This window comes from Shewanella sp. WE21, from assembly GCF_002966515.1.
In the GTDB taxonomy this organism is placed as follows: domain Bacteria; phylum Pseudomonadota; class Gammaproteobacteria; order Enterobacterales; family Shewanellaceae; genus Shewanella; species Shewanella oncorhynchi.
This window is the reverse complement of sequence record NZ_CP023019.1, coordinates 2,407,640-2,427,537: the sequence shown is the minus strand read 5'-3', so window position 1 is coordinate 2,427,537 and position 19,898 is coordinate 2,407,640. Positions and strand designations below refer to the sequence as shown.

Annotated in this window: 16 protein-coding genes, 3 tRNA genes and 4 rRNA genes; 13 read left to right on the top strand and 10 right to left on the bottom strand. The window is 46.8% G+C overall.

Annotated elements, in window-relative coordinates:
- Window positions 1–27: 27 nt before the first annotated feature.
- The 3 genes from CKQ84_RS10560 to CKQ84_RS10550 all read right to left on the bottom strand — a co-directional run bounded on the left by CKQ84_RS10560 (window position 28) and on the right by CKQ84_RS10550 (window position 2,314).
- The gene (locus CKQ84_RS10560; protein ID WP_105251217.1) at window positions 28–1,068 is read right to left on the bottom strand and encodes an MJ1255/VC2487 family glycosyltransferase; all 1,041 of its coding nucleotides are present in this window, start codon (window positions 1,066–1,068) and stop codon (window positions 28–30) included.
- Between the two features lie 70 nt (window positions 1,069–1,138).
- Window positions 1,139–1,651: a phosphatase PAP2 family protein gene (locus tag CKQ84_RS10555; RefSeq protein ID WP_105251216.1), complete on the bottom strand. Its 513-nt coding sequence runs from the start codon at window positions 1,649–1,651 to the stop codon at window positions 1,139–1,141.
- Between the two features lie 414 nt (window positions 1,652–2,065).
- The gene (locus CKQ84_RS10550; protein ID WP_105251215.1) at window positions 2,066–2,314 is read right to left on the bottom strand and encodes a YgjV family protein; all 249 of its coding nucleotides are present in this window, start codon (window positions 2,312–2,314) and stop codon (window positions 2,066–2,068) included.
- A 324-nt stretch (window positions 2,315–2,638) separates the two neighbouring features.
- Between CKQ84_RS10550 and rraA the strand changes: the two genes are divergently transcribed.
- From rraA to CKQ84_RS10485, 13 genes are all read left to right on the top strand, one after another.
- Window positions 2,639–3,124 carry a ribonuclease E activity regulator RraA gene (gene rraA, locus CKQ84_RS10545; protein WP_105251214.1) on the top strand — a complete coding sequence of 162 codons (486 nt, stop codon included), beginning with the start codon at window positions 2,639–2,641 and terminating at the stop codon, window positions 3,122–3,124.
- Window positions 3,125–3,253: 129 nt separating this feature from the next.
- Window positions 3,254–4,318 (top strand): formimidoylglutamase, encoded by a 1,065-nt coding sequence (locus CKQ84_RS10540; RefSeq protein WP_105251213.1) that lies wholly within the window; start codon window positions 3,254–3,256, stop codon window positions 4,316–4,318.
- A gap of 245 nt (window positions 4,319–4,563) precedes the next feature.
- Window positions 4,564–5,319, top strand: a complete 756-nt coding sequence (gene ubiE, locus CKQ84_RS10535; RefSeq protein WP_006083326.1) for a bifunctional demethylmenaquinone methyltransferase/2-methoxy-6-polyprenyl-1,4-benzoquinol methylase UbiE — start codon at window positions 4,564–4,566, stop codon at window positions 5,317–5,319.
- Window positions 5,319–5,939, top strand: a complete 621-nt coding sequence (locus CKQ84_RS10530) for an SCP2 domain-containing protein (protein WP_105251212.1) — start codon at window positions 5,319–5,321, stop codon at window positions 5,937–5,939. The genes ubiE and CKQ84_RS10530 overlap by 1 nt, the downstream gene beginning before the upstream one ends.
- The gene (ubiB, locus tag CKQ84_RS10525) at window positions 5,936–7,585 is read left to right on the top strand and encodes a ubiquinone biosynthesis regulatory protein kinase UbiB (protein ID WP_105251211.1); all 1,650 of its coding nucleotides are present in this window, start codon (window positions 5,936–5,938) and stop codon (window positions 7,583–7,585) included. The genes CKQ84_RS10530 and ubiB overlap by 4 nt, the downstream gene beginning before the upstream one ends.
- Before the next feature lie 59 nt (window positions 7,586–7,644).
- Window positions 7,645–7,884, top strand: a complete 240-nt coding sequence (gene tatA / locus CKQ84_RS10520; protein ID WP_105251210.1) for a Sec-independent protein translocase subunit TatA — start codon at window positions 7,645–7,647, stop codon at window positions 7,882–7,884.
- A 6-nt stretch (window positions 7,885–7,890) separates the two neighbouring features.
- On the top strand, window positions 7,891–8,379 hold the full coding sequence (tatB, locus tag CKQ84_RS10515; RefSeq protein ID WP_105251209.1) for a Sec-independent protein translocase protein TatB: 489 nt from the start codon (window positions 7,891–7,893) through the stop codon (window positions 8,377–8,379).
- 3 nt (window positions 8,380–8,382) lie between these two features.
- On the top strand, window positions 8,383–9,135 hold the full coding sequence (gene tatC, locus CKQ84_RS10510; RefSeq protein ID WP_105251208.1) for a twin-arginine translocase subunit TatC: 753 nt from the start codon (window positions 8,383–8,385) through the stop codon (window positions 9,133–9,135).
- 45 nt (window positions 9,136–9,180) lie between these two features.
- Window positions 9,181–9,711, top strand: a complete 531-nt coding sequence (locus tag CKQ84_RS10505; RefSeq protein ID WP_105251207.1) for a hypothetical protein — start codon at window positions 9,181–9,183, stop codon at window positions 9,709–9,711.
- Window positions 9,711–10,514 (top strand): TatD family hydrolase, encoded by an 804-nt coding sequence (locus tag CKQ84_RS10500; protein ID WP_105251206.1) that lies wholly within the window; start codon window positions 9,711–9,713, stop codon window positions 10,512–10,514. The genes CKQ84_RS10505 and CKQ84_RS10500 overlap by 1 nt, the downstream gene beginning before the upstream one ends.
- Window positions 10,507–12,393 carry a diguanylate cyclase gene (locus CKQ84_RS10495; RefSeq protein ID WP_105251205.1) on the top strand — a complete coding sequence of 629 codons (1,887 nt, stop codon included), beginning with the start codon at window positions 10,507–10,509 and terminating at the stop codon, window positions 12,391–12,393. The genes CKQ84_RS10500 and CKQ84_RS10495 overlap by 8 nt, the downstream gene beginning before the upstream one ends.
- A gap of 9 nt (window positions 12,394–12,402) precedes the next feature.
- Window positions 12,403–13,410 (top strand): porphobilinogen synthase, encoded by a 1,008-nt coding sequence (gene hemB / locus CKQ84_RS10490; RefSeq protein ID WP_105251204.1) that lies wholly within the window; start codon window positions 12,403–12,405, stop codon window positions 13,408–13,410.
- Between the two features lie 8 nt (window positions 13,411–13,418).
- Complete coding sequence (locus CKQ84_RS10485) at window positions 13,419–13,646, top strand: hypothetical protein (RefSeq protein WP_105251203.1); 228 nt, start codon at window positions 13,419–13,421, stop codon at window positions 13,644–13,646.
- A gap of 6 nt (window positions 13,647–13,652) precedes the next feature.
- On the opposite strand, the gene rrf (CKQ84_RS10480) is transcribed toward CKQ84_RS10485, so the two are convergent.
- The 7 genes from rrf (CKQ84_RS10480) to CKQ84_RS10450 all read right to left on the bottom strand — a co-directional run bounded on the left by rrf (CKQ84_RS10480) (window position 13,653) and on the right by CKQ84_RS10450 (window position 19,373).
- Window positions 13,653–13,768 (bottom strand): 5S ribosomal RNA (gene rrf / locus CKQ84_RS10480).
- Window positions 13,769–13,805: 37 nt separating this feature from the next.
- Window positions 13,806–13,881 (bottom strand) — tRNA-Thr (locus tag CKQ84_RS10475).
- A 37-nt stretch (window positions 13,882–13,918) separates the two neighbouring features.
- Window positions 13,919–14,034 (bottom strand): 5S ribosomal RNA (gene rrf, locus CKQ84_RS10470).
- A 139-nt stretch (window positions 14,035–14,173) separates the two neighbouring features.
- A 23S ribosomal RNA gene (locus CKQ84_RS10465) occupies window positions 14,174–17,076 on the bottom strand.
- Window positions 17,077–17,438: 362 nt separating this feature from the next.
- Window positions 17,439–17,514, bottom strand: a tRNA-Ala gene (locus tag CKQ84_RS10460).
- A gap of 138 nt (window positions 17,515–17,652) precedes the next feature.
- Window positions 17,653–17,729: transfer RNA gene (locus tag CKQ84_RS10455), tRNA-Ile, on the bottom strand.
- Between the two features lie 99 nt (window positions 17,730–17,828).
- Window positions 17,829–19,373: ribosomal RNA gene (locus CKQ84_RS10450) — 16S ribosomal RNA — on the bottom strand.
- Together the 16S, 23S and 5S rRNA genes with 3 tRNA genes alongside form the textbook arrangement of a ribosomal RNA operon.
- Window positions 19,374–19,898: the final 525 nt, after the last annotated feature.

Genomic DNA, 19,898 nt, shown 5'->3' with positions numbered 1-19,898 from the left:
TGCTTTTCATCTGAACAGCAACGCTGTTTAACGCCAAGTATCGGGAAGCGTGACTTGGCTCCATAACTCTTGGCACAGCGGCTGACTATTGTGCCAGTCGCCACCGTTAATCCATTTAACCAGCGTATCCCCCACCTTTGGATATGCGATTGGATTAGGCGATGCCGTTTTAAGCCAGCGCTTAACTATGTTCACATCGAGACTCATCATGCTATCTGCAGCCGCTAAAAGTTGTAACGCCGCCACATTCGATAACTGCTCAAACTGGCCAATCAGTGGTTTGACTAAGAGTTTTTTACCTAAGGTTAATGCTTCGCTGGCAAGCTCAAAACCCGCATTGCCTATCACACCGCCGCAGCTGGCAAGATGTTGCTTAAACCCCTCACGATTAAAACCATGCCATTTAATGTGCTCAGCAACTTGGCCTTTAGGTTGTTGGCTGTGATATACCAAAAACTGATAATCACTAAAATGAGACAGAAAATGAGCAATCATATCCGCATCTTCAAAAGGCAAATAAACTAAAATCTGATGCGTGTGTTCGAATGGGCTGGCATCCACTTCGACAAAAGGCGGCAAAATAGGGAAGCCAAAATGATGCCAATGACACCCCAGCGCCACATCCACTGGTGCAAAATAATTGAGCAGCATCTCATTAAACCAAGTGCTACCGAGTTTTGGCACCGGATGAGTTAACGCCGCCTGATGGCTAATACCAATGGATGGCACGCCTTGGCGCCGCGCAGCCCAAGCCGACACAGGTTCAAAGTCGTTGAGTACTAAATCGTAGCAACTAAGATCTAATGCTTTAATATCTTTAAATAACGACAAGGACAAATTTTGCCGGACAGTTTGTGGCACATTCACGCGCCCGGAGTGCGTCGCAAACGTCATTCCCGCTTGAACGCGATAATCGCCAAAGCACTCCATATCGAAAAACTGATCAGGCTTACGCCCCGAAAATAGAAAGTCCACTTCAATATCTTGTTTCATCAATGCTTTAGCCATGACGCGTGCACGACTTAAGTGGCCATTCCCTGTGCCTTGAACTCCGTAGAGTATTCGCATTACGTATCCTTAAACTGATGAGTGAAGGAGAATTCCCACTAATGAAATGATTAACAGGCGCATATTTGAATTAAATCACTGGATGAACCAGCAATACCGACCCAATTCCCAATGAGGCTCCCGCCAGAATATCTAAGGGATAATGCACGCCAAGTGCAATACGTGAGCCCCCTATGCTAAAAGCCCATAAATACGCCACAGGAGCCGCCGCAGGATAAATTTGTGCCACGCTCGTTGCCATCACAAAGGCCGCAGCTGTATGACCAGACGGTAAGCTGAAACGATCCGATGGTTCAAAACCACTCTCAAATCCCACTAATGCATGGCATGGCCGTGTCCGACGAATACTATTTTTCAATAGTAAATACAGAGGTAACTCAACCAAAAAACTCGCTAACATCAAATTAAATAGAGCCTGTCCTTGAGCGTGCGTTAGCATCAAACCCACGGACAAATATAAATACACATGCCCATCGCCACTCGCTGACACCCGCTTTGCATGGGCATATAAACCATGGTGCTGGGTGAAGCTCACGATATGGCAAAACATTCGCTTATCTAAGTCTGCAACGTAACTCAACATAAAACAGGCTCCTTGCTGGCATACCAGCGAGTTTTACTGTGATGTTAATCTGTGCATTCTCTCGACGACGCTTAGAGTGCTTAGTCTGAAACCAACCGACTCACCAAGGCTCTATTCACGATTGAATTCGTTATTGACTGCTCACGGCTAATTTACTGTTTGCTAATAGTTAAACCTAAATCACATTAGCTAAAGCACTATTAGATAGCTTGAGACTAAGAAAGACCTGTGACGGCTAAGTGACATCTGCTCGAAGGTTTTATGACAAGAAGCATGGCTGAGGTTTTGATCTAGAAGGATTCTAGAGACGTTATGCTGGGGCTAAGGGATTTATTTAGGAATAGCGATAGGACTGAGACAGGATATTGTGTTGCTCTAAACGTTAATCTCAAGAGCAACACAATCCAATAAAACTTAGGCTGCAGCGGGAATATTTGCCTTAGCACGGTAAATTTTTGTCAAATGGTAAATATTAATACAAGCAACAAACGCATTCATGCCGGCCACAGGCCAAGCAGAAATAAACACCCCATAAACCACAAACAGAGTGCATCCTACAAAATTCAACCATCGCAACCAAATGATATTCTTCATCATTAGAGAGATCGCCACCATTATAGAGGCAAAATAACCAATAATTTCAATCGTATTTACAGCTTCCATAGGCACCTCTCGAAGGCCCTCTACCGTCCATAAGCGTAACGGGGGGTCCATGCCCCTAAAGCAAATTAAGTTAAGTAAGTTAATTTAAACTTGGGATATAATACCAAAGTGCGCAACAGAGTTGTAATAAAAAACCGTTATTTAATGACCAATATCAAGTTTTACCGAATAAATTCTATAGTGTGACGAAAATTTACTACAGATGTGTTAACAGCCAAGTGGCAACAATACCGTGATTGATAACACTTTTCTTTTCAATAATCCCTTTTATACTGGCGTAAACTCGCTAAACTGTACGCAACGCGGATCAATAGGAGTGTAAATATGGAATACAACACCTCAGAACTATGTGACATGTACTTAGATGTCGTAGATGTAGTCGAGCCCATGTTCAGTAACTACGGTGGTTGTAGCTCTTTTGGCGGTTCTATTAGCACCATCAAGTGCTTTGAAGACAACGGCCTAATTACCGAAGTCCTACAAGAGGATGGCCAAGGTAAAGTCTTACTCATTGATGGCGGTGGCTCATTACGCCGTGCGCTGATCGATGGCGCTATCGCAGAACTTGCGGTTAGCAACAACTGGGAAGGCATTATCGTTTACGGTTCTGTACGCGATGTGGATGCATTGGAAGAATTAGACATTGGTATTCAAGCCCTTGCCTCTATTCCAGTGGGTGCTGATGGCAATTCAGTAGGCGAAGTGGAAATTCCAGTCAATTTTGGCGGTGTGACTTTCTTACCCGGTGATCACATTTATGCTGATAACACAGGTGTGATTTTATCACCTGAACCACTCGACATTGAGTAATCTCACTCTTCAGTCAAGAAAGCCAGCTAAGCTGGCTTTTTTATTCACTATTTTCAGCGTTTCCCCATTGAATCCTCGCCCTACTCTGGCCACAATAGCTCGACTCTGGCCGAATAAGAATATCAATCTATGCCTGAATTTATTCCTTTTACCCATACTGATATCGCCTCACTCGTCAGCACAAGAACTGGCGAAACTAAGCTAGGCCAATGCGTCCATTTGGCCAATCACGAACACACGTTAGAGACCATACTTGCGACTGCAAAAGCCCACGGGGCAAGCTTTGCCATTATCGGCGTTGGCGAAGATATCGGCCCACGTGCCAATTTAGGCCGCGGCGGTGCAACCGATGCGTTCACAACCAGTATGCGCCAATGGCTCAATTTACAATCGAATCGTTTTCTTTCTGGCGCCGAATGCCTAGTGTTAGGCCAAGTGAACACCGCCGATCTGCAGCAACAAACTACGAGCAATACAACAGATAACACTAACGTCACCCTAGATGAATTACGTGATGCGGTGGAGCAACTCGATGAGCGCGTGATCCGCATCATCAGTGCGATTTTAAAGGCGGGTTTAGAACCCATACTCATCGGCGGCGGCCACAACAATGCCTATGGTTTGTTGATGGCAACCTACAGCCACTATCAGCGCCAAGTCGCCGCGGTGAATCTTGACCCTCATTCGGATTTTCGTTTGCTTGAAGGCCGTCACAGCGGTAATGGTTTTAGTTATGCAGCCGATCGCGGCGCCTTAGGTTGCTACCATGTACTGGGTTTACACGAGTTAAAAAACAGCGAAGCCAACCTAAGCCAACTCAGCGAATTTGGTGGCACTTGGCATAGCTTGCAACAAATTTGGGTGCGCCGTGAAATCAGCCTTAGCCAAGCTTTACTTGAAATCGCCGCCAAACTTAATGACACAGGTTTACCCGTAGGATTAGAACTTGACGTAGATGCTATCGCTAAAATGCCCAGTAGCGCTTCAACCGTTGCAGGTGTGCCATTGCTCGATGCGGCGCATTATGTCAGCTATATCGCCCGCCACTGCCCATGCGCTTATTTGCATTTAGCCGAGGCTGCGCCAAGTTGCCACGAAGCTGGGATTGAAGCCGGATTCAGGGATGTTGGCCAAAGCCTAAGCGAGCTTATCTACGCTTATGTGCAGGCTCGCATGCAATTTTTGGCACAATGAATATCACCAGTTGCACCCAACTGGACGCTAAGCTATTCACCAAATCCTGATATTGTGGTCTAATGCCAGTCCATTTTACGTGGTCGCTAAGCACTTAATCCTACGACTGTTCAGGAGTGCCTCAAGCTAAGGCATTGCAGTTAGTTTACTAGCTCGATCACAGAGTGATAGATCAAAGATTCAGCAAATGCAGGCGATGGCTTACACTCGCAACTAATACATTGCAAAACAATAGGAACACATTGATGTCTGAGGGCGAATCTAAAAGTACCCACTTTGGTTACAAAACCGTAGAGGCCGATAAAAAGGCTGAACTCGTTGCCGGCGTGTTTCATTCTGTTGCCGCTAAGTACGACATAATGAACGATGTGATGTCCTTCGGCATTCACCGTTTTTGGAAACGTTACACCATTGAAGTCTCTGGCGCCCGCCCTGGCATGAAAGTGCTCGATCTGGCCGGCGGCACAGGCGACTTAACTGCAAAATTCTCTCACTTAGTGGGCGATAAAGGTGAAGTGGTTTTAGCTGACATTAACGATTCCATGTTAAAAGTCGGGCGCACTAAGTTGCGCGACAAGGGTATAGTCAACAATGTCAGTTATGTGCAAGCCAACGCCGAAGCACTGCCGTTTCCCGATAACCACTTCGATATCATTACCATCGCCTTTGGTCTGCGTAACGTGACCGATAAAGATGCGGCGCTGCGTTCAATGAATCGCGTGCTTAAGCCCGGTGGCAAATTATTAGTGCTAGAGTTCTCTAAGCCTCAGCATGAAATCATGCGTAAAGTATATGATTTATATAGCTTCAAAGTCTTACCTAAGATGGGTGAGCTCATCACTAAAGATGCCGACAGCTACGAGTATCTGGCTGAATCGATCCGCATGCACCCAGATCAAGACACATTAAAACAAATGATGGTTGATGCAGGCTTTGAACAAGTCGACTACACCAACATGACCGACGGCATTGTCGCATTGCACCGTGGTTATAAATTCTAATGATGCCGCAAGAAGTTGTGCTGCTTGCCTGCGCCGCAATTGAAACGGGTCTGAAAAAACTTCAGGCCCAAGCTGGCGACGATTATTCGCGCCAGCGCCAGTTGCATGGCAAAGTGTTTCGCATCCAATTATCGCAGCTCAGCTGGCCATTCTATTTAGTGTTTGCCAAAGAGATCCAAGTACTGAGCCGCTATGAAGGCGATGTTGATGTCAGTCTACATGCCGATGCGACGACGCTTTACCGCGTGTCCGAAGGCGCAAACCTAACTGAACTAATCAAGCAAGATAAACTCAAGCTTGAGGGCGATCTCAATTTATTACAAAGCTTTAGCCAATATCTACGCGGTATCGAGTTTGACTTTGCCGAGCCAATATCCCGTTATTTAGGTGATGGTCCCACTCACAAACTCATCTGTTCTAGCCATCTGGCAAAAGACTTTGCACTCGAAGTGTTGCGTAAAACCCGCTCCCACTTAGGGCAACTCGCAGTTGAAGAGTATCGCCTCGCACCGCACCCAATTGAGTTAATGCACTTTCGCGATCAGATGGATGATTTAGTTGCCGACACTCGCGCGATTGAACAACGGATTGCCCAATTAAGAGACCAAATTAAGCCATGACCTTTGCCAGTATCCGCCGCGGTTACCACGTCATTAAGACCTTACTTCAGTACGGGTTAGATGACGTATTGCCGCCAAAGATGACACCTTGGTACTTTAAGCTCGCCCGTAACAGCCTATTCTGGATCCGTAATAAGCATAAAAATAAGCCCGGTGGCGAACGCTTAAAATTGGCGATGCAGGAACTCGGCCCCGTTTATATCAAGCTTGGGCAAATGCTCTCAACCCGCCGCGATTTACTCAGTGATGAATGGGCCAGTGAATTGGCAATGCTGCAGGACAAAGTGCCGCCCTTTGATGGTGCACTTGCCCGCCAAGCGATTGAAGCTGAGCTAAAAGCGCCGATTGAATCCCTATTCGATGACTTTAATGAAATACCACTGGCCTCAGCCTCTATTTCTCAGGTGCATACCGCGACCCTCAAATCTAACGGTAAAGACGTCGTACTTAAGGTGCTGCGCCCTAATGTAGAAGCTAAAATCCAGGCCGATCTGCAGTTGATGTCGCAAACGGCCAAACTGATTGAATACCTCCTCGGTGAAGGCAACCGACTGCGCCCTGCTGAAGTGATCGAAGATTACCGCGTGACCATTTTAGGCGAGTTAAACCTTAAGCTCGAAGCCTTAAACGCAGTCAAGCTACGCAACAACTTCCTCAACTCAGATGCGCTCTATGTGCCTTATGTGTATGAAGAGTTTTGCTATCCACGCCTGATGGTGATGGAACGTATTTACGGTATTTCTGTCTCGGATATTGCCGCCCTTAAAGCGCAAGGTACCAACTTTAAGTTATTGGCCGAGCGGGGTGTTGAACTATTTTTTACCCAAGTATTCCGCGATAACTTTTTCCACGCCGACATGCATCCGGGCAATATCTTTATTTCCCGCGATCATCCTGAGAACCCATACTACATTGGGCTCGACTGCGGCATCATGGGCACACTCAGCGAAGTCGATAAGCGCTATCTCGCCGAAAATTTCCTCGCCTTCTTTAATCGCGATTATCACAGAATCGCCCAGCTCTATATTGAGTCTGGCTGGGTATCGGAAAAAACCGATCTACAAGCTTTCGAACAGGCCATCAAAGTGGTGTGTGAACCTATGTTCAACAAGCCGCTCGACGAGATCTCCTTTGGTCATGTGTTACTGGAATTATTCCGCACTGCGCGCCACTTCGATATCGTGGTGCAACCGCAATTGGTATTGTTGGAAAAAACCTTACTCTACATCGAAGGCTTAGGCCGTCAGCTGTATCCGCAGTTGGATTTATGGCAAACCGCCAAACCCTTTTTAGAGCAGTGGATGGCCGACCAAGTCGGTCCTAAAGCTATGTTTAAAAAGGTATCCACAAAACTGCCATATTGGGCTGATAAACTACCTGAATTCCCTGAACTAATTTACGATAATCTTAAGTTAGGCAGGAAATTGCTGAGTTCTCAGCAACAAATGCTAGATAAGTATTTGAAATACCAGCAGCAGGCACATAAGAGTAACTACTTGCTTATCACTTCTGCCGTTTTATTGATCTGTGGCACGTTATTGATTAATAGAGACGCTACACTATGGACCCCTTATGTTTGTCTAATTTCAGGCATGATATTGTGGTTTGTAGGATGGCGATCTAGGCCAAAGAATCGCAAATTTTAGCTAGCACTAATTAATCAGAGGTTCATAATAGAACCGATATCAATTAAGAGGATACCTTCATGGGTGGTATTAGTATTTGGCAACTGCTTATCGTTGCGTTAATCGTTGTCTTGTTGTTTGGAACTAAGAAATTACGCTCTTTGGGTGGTGATTTAGGTGGTGCGGTTAAAGGCTTCAAAAACGCCATGTCTTCAGAAGAAGACAAGAAGGCATTAGAAGACACCGAAGCGGTTAAAACAGCGCAAACAACTCAACAGGCGACTGAAAAGAAACCTGAGTCTAACAAAGAACAGGCGTAACTCTTTATGTTTGACGGTATCGGCTTTATGGAGCTGCTGCTGGTTGGTGTTTTGGGGCTAGTGGTTCTTGGCCCCGAACGTCTACCGGTTGCGGTGCGTTCGGTAACGAGTTGGATCCGTGCGATGAAACGCATGGCGAACTCGGTAAAAGAAGAACTTGAGCAGGAGCTGAAGATCGAGCAGTTGCATGCCGATCTTAAAAAAGCCGAGAGCAAAGGTTTATCTAACCTCTCACCTGAACTCAAAGAGTCTATTGAGCAACTAAAGCAAGCGGCGCAGTCAGTGAACCGCCCTTATCAGGTTCAGGATCCGTCAAAAGACACCCCTGCGCCTGAGAATCAAATTCACACTCCTGCTCAAGTGAATCCAGTTCAAGCTAGCCAAACTAATCCAACAGCCACTGTAGAGGCGAGTCAAACATCGGCTTCTCCCGCTACTTCAAGTGAGCCATCTCAGGGCGTGGATACCAGTTCTAACCCGAAAGCCAACGGATAATTCATGTCGCAACAGCAGCCACTTATCAGCCATTTGCTTGAACTTAGGTCCAAGCTGCTAAAATCCATTGCCAGTGTGTTATTAGTGTTCATTTGTAGTGCGTACTGGGCAAATGATATCTACCACTATATGGCAATACCTTTAATGCAGTCTTTACCTCTTGGTGGCAGCATGATTGCGACGGATGTCGCTGCACCATTTTTTGCACCTTTCAAACTAACCCTCGTTTTATCATTTTTTGTGGCAGTGCCCTACGTGTTATTTCAAATTTGGTCCTTTGTGGCACCGGGTTTATATAAACATGAAAAACGCCTAGTGATGCCACTACTATTTAGCAGTACCTTATTGTTTTATCTCGGTATTGTCTTTGCATATTATCTTGTATTCCCTGTTGTTTTTGGTTTTTTTGCTAACAATGCGCCAGAGGGAGTTCAGGTTGCGACAGACATTACCAGTTACCTTAACTTTATTCTGAAGCTGTTCTTTGCCTTCGGCCTATCCTTTGAAATCCCCATTGCCGTTGTTTTACTCTGCTGGTCAGGTGTCACTACACCTGAAGATCTCAAGCAAAAACGTCCTTATATCATAGTGGGCGCCTTTGTCGTCGGCATGCTATTAACCCCACCAGATGTGATTTCCCAGACTATGCTTGCTGTACCAATGCTGTTATTGTTCGAAGGCGGTTTATTAGCGGCTCGTTTCTACAGCAAACCAGATGACGAGTCTGGCGAAGAGACTGAACAAACAAACGACTAACGTCCTCGAAGGCGTTAGGGGAATAATATAATAAGGAACATTCTCATGCGCTTAACTCTTATCACGGCAGCGATCATGCTTGTATCTGTCCAAGCAAATGCCAGCATTGAACAGCAGTTAACCCAATGTGCAGCAACCGCCGATAAACTCGACCGCTTGATTTGCTATGACAAGCTAGCAGAAAGCGTAAAAGGCATGACACCAGACACCATTAGCACTCAAGCGATACCGGCTACAGTAGCAACAGTTGCAGCTCCTACAACTGCAGCTGCGATAGTGGCAACCGCCCCCCAAACGCCAGCGGCAAAAATTGCCGATGACTTTGGGATGGAAGCCAAGCGTGCTCAAGAAAATACTGTCGATAAGATTTATTTAGAGATTCAATCTATAGCCGAAGATGCTTACGGAGCCATTAAAGTGACTTTCACTAACGGTCAGGTATGGAAACAAACTGATGGCCGTAAGTACAACGTTAAGCAAGGTGAAACTGTCTATATTGAAAAAGCCGCTTTAGGTTCTTTTTTAATGGGTACCGATGATCGCAATGCCAAGGTTCGGGTAAAACGTCTAAAATAATGCCCTCATACATAGATATCGCTGTCAATTTACTTGGCAGCGCACTCGAACAAGATACTGTATCGATAATACAAGCGGCGGCGGACCAAGGGGTTTCGCCGTTAATTGTTATTGGCAGCGATTTAACTGAAAGTGCGGCAGCCATTGCTGTATGCGAGCAATATCCTAATCAACTTTACTGCACTGCTGGTGTGCATCCCCACCATGCCAGTGGTTGGCATGATGGCTCAAACGCTCGACAAGCTGAACTCTGTCACGCACCGCAAGTGGTTGCCGTTGGCGAATGTGGTTTAGACTACAATCGTGATTTCTCCCCGAGACCTATCCAGCGCCAAGCTTTTATTGCCCAACTCGCCTTAGCCGTTGAACTGCAAATGCCAGTGCTAATGCACGAACGCGATGCCCACGAAGACTTTATTGCTATCCTGCGGGAATATCGCCCACAGCTTAGTGGCGCGCTTTTGCATTGTTTCACTGGCACTCACGCACAGATGGAAGCCTATATTGACCTAGATTTACACTTAGGCATAACAGGTTGGGTCTGCGATGAAAGACGCGGCCAAGAACTAGCGCAACTCGTCCCCTTTATTCCGCAGAATCGCATTTTAATCGAGACAGATAGCCCTTACCTACTCCCCCGTAGTATGCGGCCCAAGCCTAAATCGAGCAAAAACAAGCCCGAATACCTTCCTTATATCGCAAATTATATTGCAAACCTACGCGGAGAAGATGCGGATGAGTTTGCAAAACGTTGCTACCAAAATAGCTTAGCGTTTTTTAATTTGGATCGAATCCATGCTTAACAAAAACATGCCACTCATACTCTTGCTGTGGCTATGGATATACCCAACACAGGCCTTGGCAACCCTATTGAGCATTGACGAGTCAACCACGACACCTTTAAACCTTACGCCTTGGTTAATGGTCAGCCACCCTACACCAGCAAAAGAACTGGCCGAAATACAAGCTTTGCCAAAAACTGATTGGCATAACTTTACCAATAAAGACATTCAAAAACTCAGCGGCCATAATTTTTGGCTCAGTTTCAGCTTAACCAGCCCTGACGAAACACTTTCGCGCATTTTAGCGCTAGATAACCCTTTGTTAGACAAGGTAACTATCTACCATTTAGTCAATAATAAACTCATGAATACTGTGCTGATGGGTGATATATTCCCCTATGAGGATCGACCATTCTTGAGCAATATTTTCCTATATCCTTTCAAGATCAACACAGATGACTCCCATACTTTCTATCTGCATATTCAAACTGAAGGTAGTGCTGCAGTACCATTAAACCTATGGTCTTCTAATGACTTAGCTCAAATTGCCGAATCTACCGCCGTTGAGCATGGATTCCAACTTGGTGTACTTGCCGCAATTGGCATTTTTAGCCTTTTTATCGCCATAGCATCGGGCTCATTCAGCTACAGCTATTACTCTGGCTATGTCCTTAGCATGACCTTACTCGTTGCCACGATTAACGGTTTTGCCTTCCGATTCCTCTGGCCAGACTGGCCGCTATTGCAGCAAGTTATGGTGCCGTTTTTACTGCCAATCGTTATGGCATTTGCGTTAATGTTTACTGAAAAAATATTACAGCTCAAATATTTAAACCGCCGTATGTTACTCACTTGTCGCTATAGTGCTGTGTATATCCTCTGTGTTGGACTCGCCACACCATTTATCCAATATGGAACGGCGCTCTATATCGAGATCATTTCCGTTGCAGTACTCAGCCTAGTCCTGATGGTCTTTGCCATTACTCAGGCTATCAATGGCCATAAACTGGCACGTATGTACACTATTGGCTGGGTGAGTATGCTGACAGGCGCCTGCATCAGTAGCTTGCTTTATCTCAGCGTGATTGACCTCAATTTAAAACCGCAAACGCCTGTGATGCTTGGGCTGACTTTTGAAATTATCTTCATGTCTCTGGTGCTCGCCATCCGCTATAACGATGAGCGCAAAGCTAAACTACGTATCCAGCAAGAAGCCTTGAAACAAGCACAGAAAATTCGTAGTGCGCGGGAAGAAGCCCTAAAAGCGGAAGCCGAGAGCAATGAGAAACTCGAACAAATGGTGCAAGAGCGGACTTTAGAACTGGAAATCACCCTCAGAGAATTGCATGAGGTGAATCAAAAGCTCACAGAACAAAGCACTATCGACAGTTTAACTGGGGTCAAAAACCGCAGTGCCTTTGATAAACGTTTAATCGCTGAAAGCCGGATCAGTCGCAGGCAAGAAACACCCATAGCACTGTTAATGCTTGATATTGATCGTTTCAAGCTGATCAACGACAGATTCGGTCATCTTGCAGGCGATCAAGCATTACGTACAATAGCTCAAACATTACAGCAGCATTTAAAACGGCCAACGGATCTAGTGTCACGTTTTGGGGGGGAGGAATTTGCTATCATCCTTCCTAATACAACTGCAGAAGGTGCTCTCCAAGTTGCTGAAACAATAAGAGACGCTGTTGCCTCTATTCATTTTGAATGGGAAGGTGAAGCGATACCTTTGACTATCAGTATCGGAGTCAGTGCCGATATAGTGACCCACGATCAACACAGTACTAAATTACTAGAACAAGCAGATAAAGCCCTCTACAAAGCAAAAAACGGTGGGCGTAATCAAGTCAGCTTGTATTTGTCGGATCAAGCAAGACCAGTACCTAATTAGGAGTCAAATGTGAATATCATTACCAGTGCCTTCCCTCAGCGTAGAATGCGCCGCATGCGTAAACATGATTTTAGCCGTCGCCTCATGGCCGAAAATCATCTAACGGTCAATGACTTGATTTACCCAATGTTTATTCTAGAAGGCACTAATCGCAGTGAAAAAATAGCCTCTATGCCCGGTGTTGAACGCTACTCGATAGACTTGCTACTGAAAGAAGCTGAAGAACTGGTTGAGTTAGGTATCCCATTGATCGCACTTTTCCCTGTGACACCTGCAGAGAAAAAAACATTAATGGCAGAAGAAGCCTATAACGCAGATGCCCTAGTGCAACGTGCAGTGCGCGAGCTCAAAAAAGCCTTTCCACAGCTAGGCATCATGACTGACGTGGCACTAGATCCTTTCACCACTCACGGTCAAGACGGCATCATAGACGAAACGGGTTATATCCTTAACGATATCACCACCGAGATTTTAGTGAAGCAAGCACTGTCACACGCCGATGCTGGAGCTGACATCATTGCACCATCGGACATGATGGATGGCCGTATTGGCGCGATTCGCCAAGCATTAGAAGCGGCAGGGCACGTCAACACCCAAATCATGGCTTACTCGGCAAAATACTCTTCAAACTACTACGGTCCATTCCGTGATGCCGTAGGCTCAGCGGGTAACCTCAAAGGTGGCAATAAGCATAGCTATCAAATGGATCCAGCGAACAGTGACGAAGCTTTGCATGAAGTCGCACTCGATATCCAAGAAGGAGCCGATATGGTGATGGTTAAGCCAGGTATGCCGTATTTAGATATAGTGCATCGCGTTAAAACTGAACTTGCAGTGCCAACATTCGCCTATCAAGTCAGTGGCGAATACGCCATGCATATGGCTGCAATCCAGAATGGATGGTTAGCCGAAAAGGCCATCGTCATGGAGTCCCTACTCTGCTTTAAACGCGCAGGCGCAGACGGTATTTTAACTTACTTCGCTAAACGTGCTGCCCAGTGGCTTAAAGAAGCTTAAGCAACCTAATGCAAAAGTACCACCTCAAAGCAGCCTTCTGGCTGCTTTTTTTATCGATTAATAGTGAAAAATCTGGAAGCAAAGCTTGTGTATTGAAGGGAAGAAAAGACTCGCCAACAAAGCTAATAGCAATACTTACAGTCGGCAGCATTGCTATTAGTGCAAATAATGTTACAGATTACAAAAGCAAAAAAGCCAGCTTATTCAGCTGGCTTGGTTACATCTCAACGAGATAATTAGGCGCTTGGCGATGACCTACTCTCACATGGGGAGACCCCACACTACCATTGGCGCGTTTGCGTTTCACTTCTGAGTTCGGGATGGGATCAGGTGGTTCCACAAGGCTATTGTCACCAAGCAAATTCTTTATTCTAGGATTAGACACTAGATTGTAATGGTGCTGATACCCAGAATCGAACTGGGGACCTCATCCTTACCAAGGATGCGCTCTACCGACTGAGCCATATCAGCAATTCTATACTAATCAATTAAGATTATTTAAATTAGCGCTTGGCGATGACCTACTCTCACATGGGGAGACCCCACACTACCATCGGCGCGTTTGCGTTTCACTTCTGAGTTCGGGATGGGATCAGGTGGTTCCACAAGGCTATTGTCACCAAGCAAATTCTGTTTATTACCGTGTCCATCTCTGGCTCACGTTAATAATAATTCGGAAAGCTGATTTTCTTTGTTTGAGTTCAAACTTTATCAAGTATCTGTATTCTGTCTAAGGCTTCTTTGTAAAACCCATCTGGGTTGTATGGTTAAGCCTCTCGAGTCATTAGTACATGTTAGCTCAACGCCTCACAACGCTTACACACCATGCCTATCAACGTCCTAGTCTCGAACGGCTCTTTAGAGGAATTAAATTCCTAGGGATGACTCATCTTAGGGCTCGCTTCCCGCTTAGATGCTTTCAGCGGTTATCGATTCCGAACGTAGCTACCGGGCAATGCCATTGGCATGACAACCCGAACACCAGCGGTTCGTCCACTCCGGTCCTCTCGTACTAGGAGCAGCTCCCTTCAATCATCCAACGCCCACGGCAGATAGGGACCGAACTGTCTCACGACGTTCTGAACCCAGCTCGCGTACCACTTTAAATGGCGAACAGCCATACCCTTGGGACCGACTTCAGCCCCAGGATGTGATGAGCCGACATCGAGGTGCCAAACACCGCCGTCGATATGAACTCTTGGGCGGTATCAGCCTGTTATCCCCGGAGTACCTTTTATCCGTTGAGCGATGGCCCTTCCATTCAGAACCACCGGATCACTATGACCTACTTTCGTACCTGCTCGACGTGTATGTCTCGCAGTTAAGCTGGCTTATGCCATTGCACTAACCGTACGATGTCCGACCGTACTTAGCCAACCTTCGTGCTCCTCCGTTACTCTTTGGGAGGAGACCGCCCCAGTCAAACTACCCACCAGGCACTGTCCCTAATCCCGATAAGGGACCTAGGTTAGAACATCAAAACTACAAGGGTGGTATTTCAAGGACGACTCCATCATGACTAGCGTCACAACTTCAAAGTCTCCCACCTATCCTACACATGTAGGTTCAATGTTCAGTGCCAAGCTATAGTAAAGGTTCACGGGGTCTTTCCGTCTAGCCGCGGGTATACGGCATCTTCACCGCAATTTCAACTTCACTGAGTCTCGGCTGGAGACAGCGTGGCCATCATTACGCCATTCGTGCAGGTCGGAACTTACCCGACAAGGAATTTCGCTACCTTAGGACCGTTATAGTTACGGCCGCCGTTTACCGGGGCTTCGATCATGAGCTTCTCTTGCGATAACCCAATCAATTAACCTTCCGGCACCGGGCAGGCGTCACACCGTATACTTCCTCTTGCGAGTTTGCACAGTGCTGTGTTTTTGATAAACAGTTGCAGCCACCTGGTATCTGCGACTCCCGTCAGCTTAGAGAGCAAGTCTCATCACCAACAGGAGCGTACCTTCTCCCGAAGTTACGGTACCATTTTGCCTAGTTCCTTCAGCCGAGTTCTCTCAAGCGCCTTGGTATTCTCTACCCGACCACCTGTGTCGGTTTGGGGTACGATTCCCACTAACCTGAAGCTTAGAAGATTTTCCTGGAAGCATGGCATCAACTACTTCAGTCCCTTAGGACCTCGTCATCAGCTCTCAGTGTGTACATTAAAGTACGTGTCCCCGGATTTGCCTAAGAACACCACCTACCACCTTAAACGCGGACTACCAACGCCGCGCTAGCCTAGCCTTCTCCGTCTCTCCATCGCAGTTAGCGGAAGTACAGAAATATTAATCTGTTTCCCATCGATTACGCCTTTCGGCCTCACCTTAGGGGTCGACTCACCCTGCCCCGATTAACGTTGGACAGGAACCCTTGGTCTTTCGGCGAGGGGGTTTTTCACCCCCTTTATCGTTACTCATGTCAGCATTCGCACTTCTGATACCTCCAGCGTGGGTTACCCCTTCACCTTCAACGGCTTACAGAACGCTCCTCTACCGCGCACAGTAAACTGTGCACCCGTAGCTTCGGTGACTAGCTTAGCCCCGTTACATCTTCCGCGCAGGCCGACTCGACTAGTGAGCTATTACGCTTTCTTTAAATGATGGCTGCTTCTAAGCCAACATCCTAGCTGTCTAAGCCTTCCCACATCGTTTCCCACTTAGCTAGTACTTTGGGACCTTAGCTGACGGTCTGGGTTGTTTCCCTTTTGACGACGGACGTTAGCACCCGCCGTCTGTCTCCCGAGTAGTACTCATTGGTATTCGGAGTTTGCAAAGGGTTGGTAAGTCGGGATGACCCCCTAGCCTTAACAGTGCTCTACCCCCAATGGTATTCGCTCGAGGCGCTACCTAAATAGCTTTCGAGGAGAACCAGATATCTCCCGGTTTGATTGGCCTTTCACCCCCAGCCACAAGTCATCCGCTAATTTTTCAACATTAGTCGGTTCGGTCCTCCAGTTGATGTTACTCAACCTTCAACCTGCCCATGGCTAGATCACCGGGTTTCGGGTCTACACCTTGCAACTAAACGCGCAGTTAACACTCGGTTTCCCTACGGCTCCGCTATTCGCTTAACCTCGCTACAAAATGTAAGTCGCTGACCCATTATACAAAAGGTACGCAGTCACGGTCTCAAGAACCGCTCCCACTGCTTGTACGTATACGGTTTCAGGTTCTATTTCACTCCCCTCACAGGGGTTCTTTTCGCCTTTCCCTCACGGTACTGGTTCACTATCGGTCAGTCAGGAGTATTTAGCCTTGGAGGATGGTCCCCCCATATTCAAACAGGATGTCACGTGTCCCGCCTTACTCGTTTTCATCAATGGTTAGTTTTCATGTACGGGGCTATCACCCTGTGCCGCTGCGCTTTCCAACGCATTCCACTAACACCCCACTGACTTAAGGGCTAATCCCCGTTCGCTCGCCGCTACTAGGGGAATCTCGGTTGATTTCTTTTCCTAAGGGTACTTAGATGTTTCAGTTCCCCTCGTTCGCCTCGCAACACTATGTATTCATGTTGCGATAACAGCTTATGCTGCTGGGTTCCCCCATTCGGACATCGTTAGCTCAAATGCTTGTTACTAGCTCGCCAACGCTTTTCGCAAGTTACTACGTCCTTCATCGCCTCTGACTGCCAAGGCATCCACCGTATACGCTTAGTCGCTTAACCATACAACCCAAATGAGTTTCACTCACCTGAGTCGCATTGCGACCAGCTTGGTTTTACTTGTCTCACTTCTGACCAAAGAAGTGGACGCGCCTTAGACGTAAACTATTCAGCAAAGAATAATTTACTATTGAATATTCAAGACACTTAATAAAGTGTTTGAGAACTCATGTTCAATGCTTTCGCATTAAACGTTTTGTAATTAATCACATGACAGACTCATGTAATTAAATACTATCAGCTTTCCAAATTGTTAAAGAGCGGGCTTAAAAAAGCCAAAGATAATTTTTAAGTTTATCTTTGGCATCTCTATCCATAGTGCATATGCCTTATTACTTTGCAATAAAGTTAGAATAAGGTGTAAATGGTGGAGCTATGCGGGATCGAACCGCAGACCTCCTGCGTGCAAGGCAGGCGCTCTCCCAGCTGAGCTATAGCCCCATTTACATGCAGTGCGAGTAAGTAAGATGTTCCAAACCTCTAAAAGGATTGGTTTGCCAAATCGAGTTATCCGCGGCAAATTAACGCGACGTTTAGTTCACTAAACGAGTGTTAATTTAACAAAGGAGAACGAAGATTTGGTGGGTCAGAGTGGACTTGAACCACCGACCTCACCCTTATCAGGGGTGCGCTCTAACCAGCTGAGCTACAGACCCATCTTTGATAAACCTATTTGACTAGGTCCATTTTTTACTCTTTCTTCTATCAAGCAAATCTGTGTGAACACTCAACAAACATTAAGTTAGTCGTATAGGTAAGGAGGTGATCCAGCCCCAGGTTCCCCTAGGGCTACCTTGTTACGACTTCACCCCAGTCATGAACCACAAAGTGGTGAGCGCCCCCCCGAAGGTTAAGCTACCCACTTCTTTTGCAGCCCACTCCCATGGTGTGACGGGCGGTGTGTACAAGGCCCGGGAACGTATTCACCGTGGCATTCTGATCCACGATTACTAGCGATTCCGACTTCATGGAGTCGAGTTGCAGACTCCAATCCGGACTACGACGAGCTTTGTGAGATTAGCTCCACCTCGCGGCTTTGCAACCCTCTGTACTCGCCATTGTAGCACGTGTGTAGCCCTACTCGTAAGGGCCATGATGACTTGACGTCGTCCCCACCTTCCTCCGGTTTATCACCGGCAGTCTCCCTAGAGTTCCCACCATTACGTGCTGGCAAATAAGGATAGGGGTTGCGCTCGTTGCGGGACTTAACCCAACATTTCACAACACGAGCTGACGACAGCCATGCAGCACCTGTCTCACGGTTCCCGAAGGCACTAAGCTATCTCTAGCGAATTCCGTGGATGTCAAGAGTAGGTAAGGTTCTTCGCGTTGCATCGAATTAAACCACATGCTCCACCGCTTGTGCGGGCCCCCGTCAATTCATTTGAGTTTTAACCTTGCGGCCGTACTCCCCAGGCGGTCTACTTAATGCGTTAGCTTGAGAGCCCAGTGTTCAAGACACCAAACTCCGAGTAGACATCGTTTACGGCGTGGACTACCAGGGTATCTAATCCTGTTTGCTCCCCACGCTTTCGTGCATGAGCGTCAGTCTTTGTCCAGGGGGCCGCCTTCGCCACCGGTATTCCTCCAGATCTCTACGCATTTCACCGCTACACCTGGAATTCTACCCCCCTCTACAAGACTCTAGTTCGCCAGTTCGAAATGCTATTCCTAGGTTGAGCCCAGGGCTTTCACATCTCGCTTAACAAACCGCCTGCGCACGCTTTACGCCCAGTAATTCCGATTAACGCTCGGACCCTCCGTATTACCGCGGCTGCTGGCACGGAGTTAGCCGGTCCTTCTTCTGTAGGTAACGTCACAGATATAACGTATTAAGTTACACCCTTTCCTCCCTACTGAAAGTGCTTTACAACCCGAAGGCCTTCTTCACACACGCGGCATGGCTGCATCAGGGTTTCCCCCATTGTGCAATATTCCCCACTGCTGCCTCCCGTAGGAGTCTGGGCCGTGTCTCAGTCCCAGTGTGGCTGATCATCCTCTCAGAACAGCTAGGGATCGTCGCCTTGGTGAGCCATTACCTCACCAACTAGCTAATCCCACCTAGGTTCATCCAATCGCGGAAGGCCCGAAGGTCCCCTCCTTTCCCCCGTAGGGCGTATGCGGTATTAGCAGTCGTTTCCAACTGTTATCCCCCTCGACTGGGCAGATCCCTAGGCATTACTCACCCGTCCGCCGCTCGCCGGCAAAGATAGCAAGCTATCTTCCCGCTGCCGCTCGACTTGCATGTGTTAGGCCTGCCGCCAGCGTTCAATCTGAGCCATGATCAAACTCTTCAATTAAAGTTTTGGTGTTTGACTTTCGTCAAACGGCTCAATGAATTCTGTCATTTGTTTCCGCTTTTAAAAAAGCGGAAACAAAATTATGTACATATTGCTATGAACACTCATTATTACATTGATTTAAATTTTTTACTGCCAACCCGAAGGCTAAGCAGTTTCGATTAACTCAACACCTGTGAGTGTCCACACAGATTTGCTTGATAAATTGTTAAAGAGCGTTGACCACACACTGAGTTTTCAGCGGGTCAGGGCTGCGTATTTTACGCATTCCCGTTAGTGCGTCAAGTAGTTTTTTCAACTTTCTCAACACTCATCGTTTAGCTTGCTAACCGATGAACTGCTTGGCTTTCTTTGCTTAACTTGCGTTTCGCTGTCTGCCGTGTCAGTGGATGCGCATTATAGGGAGATTGAGAAAGTCCGCAAGGGCTTTTTTGAGAAAAATGGATCTTTTTTTAATACTTTCAATTAGTCACACAATACCCCCACTTTATCCTCAGACTTATCCACAAAATGGGTTTTAACGGT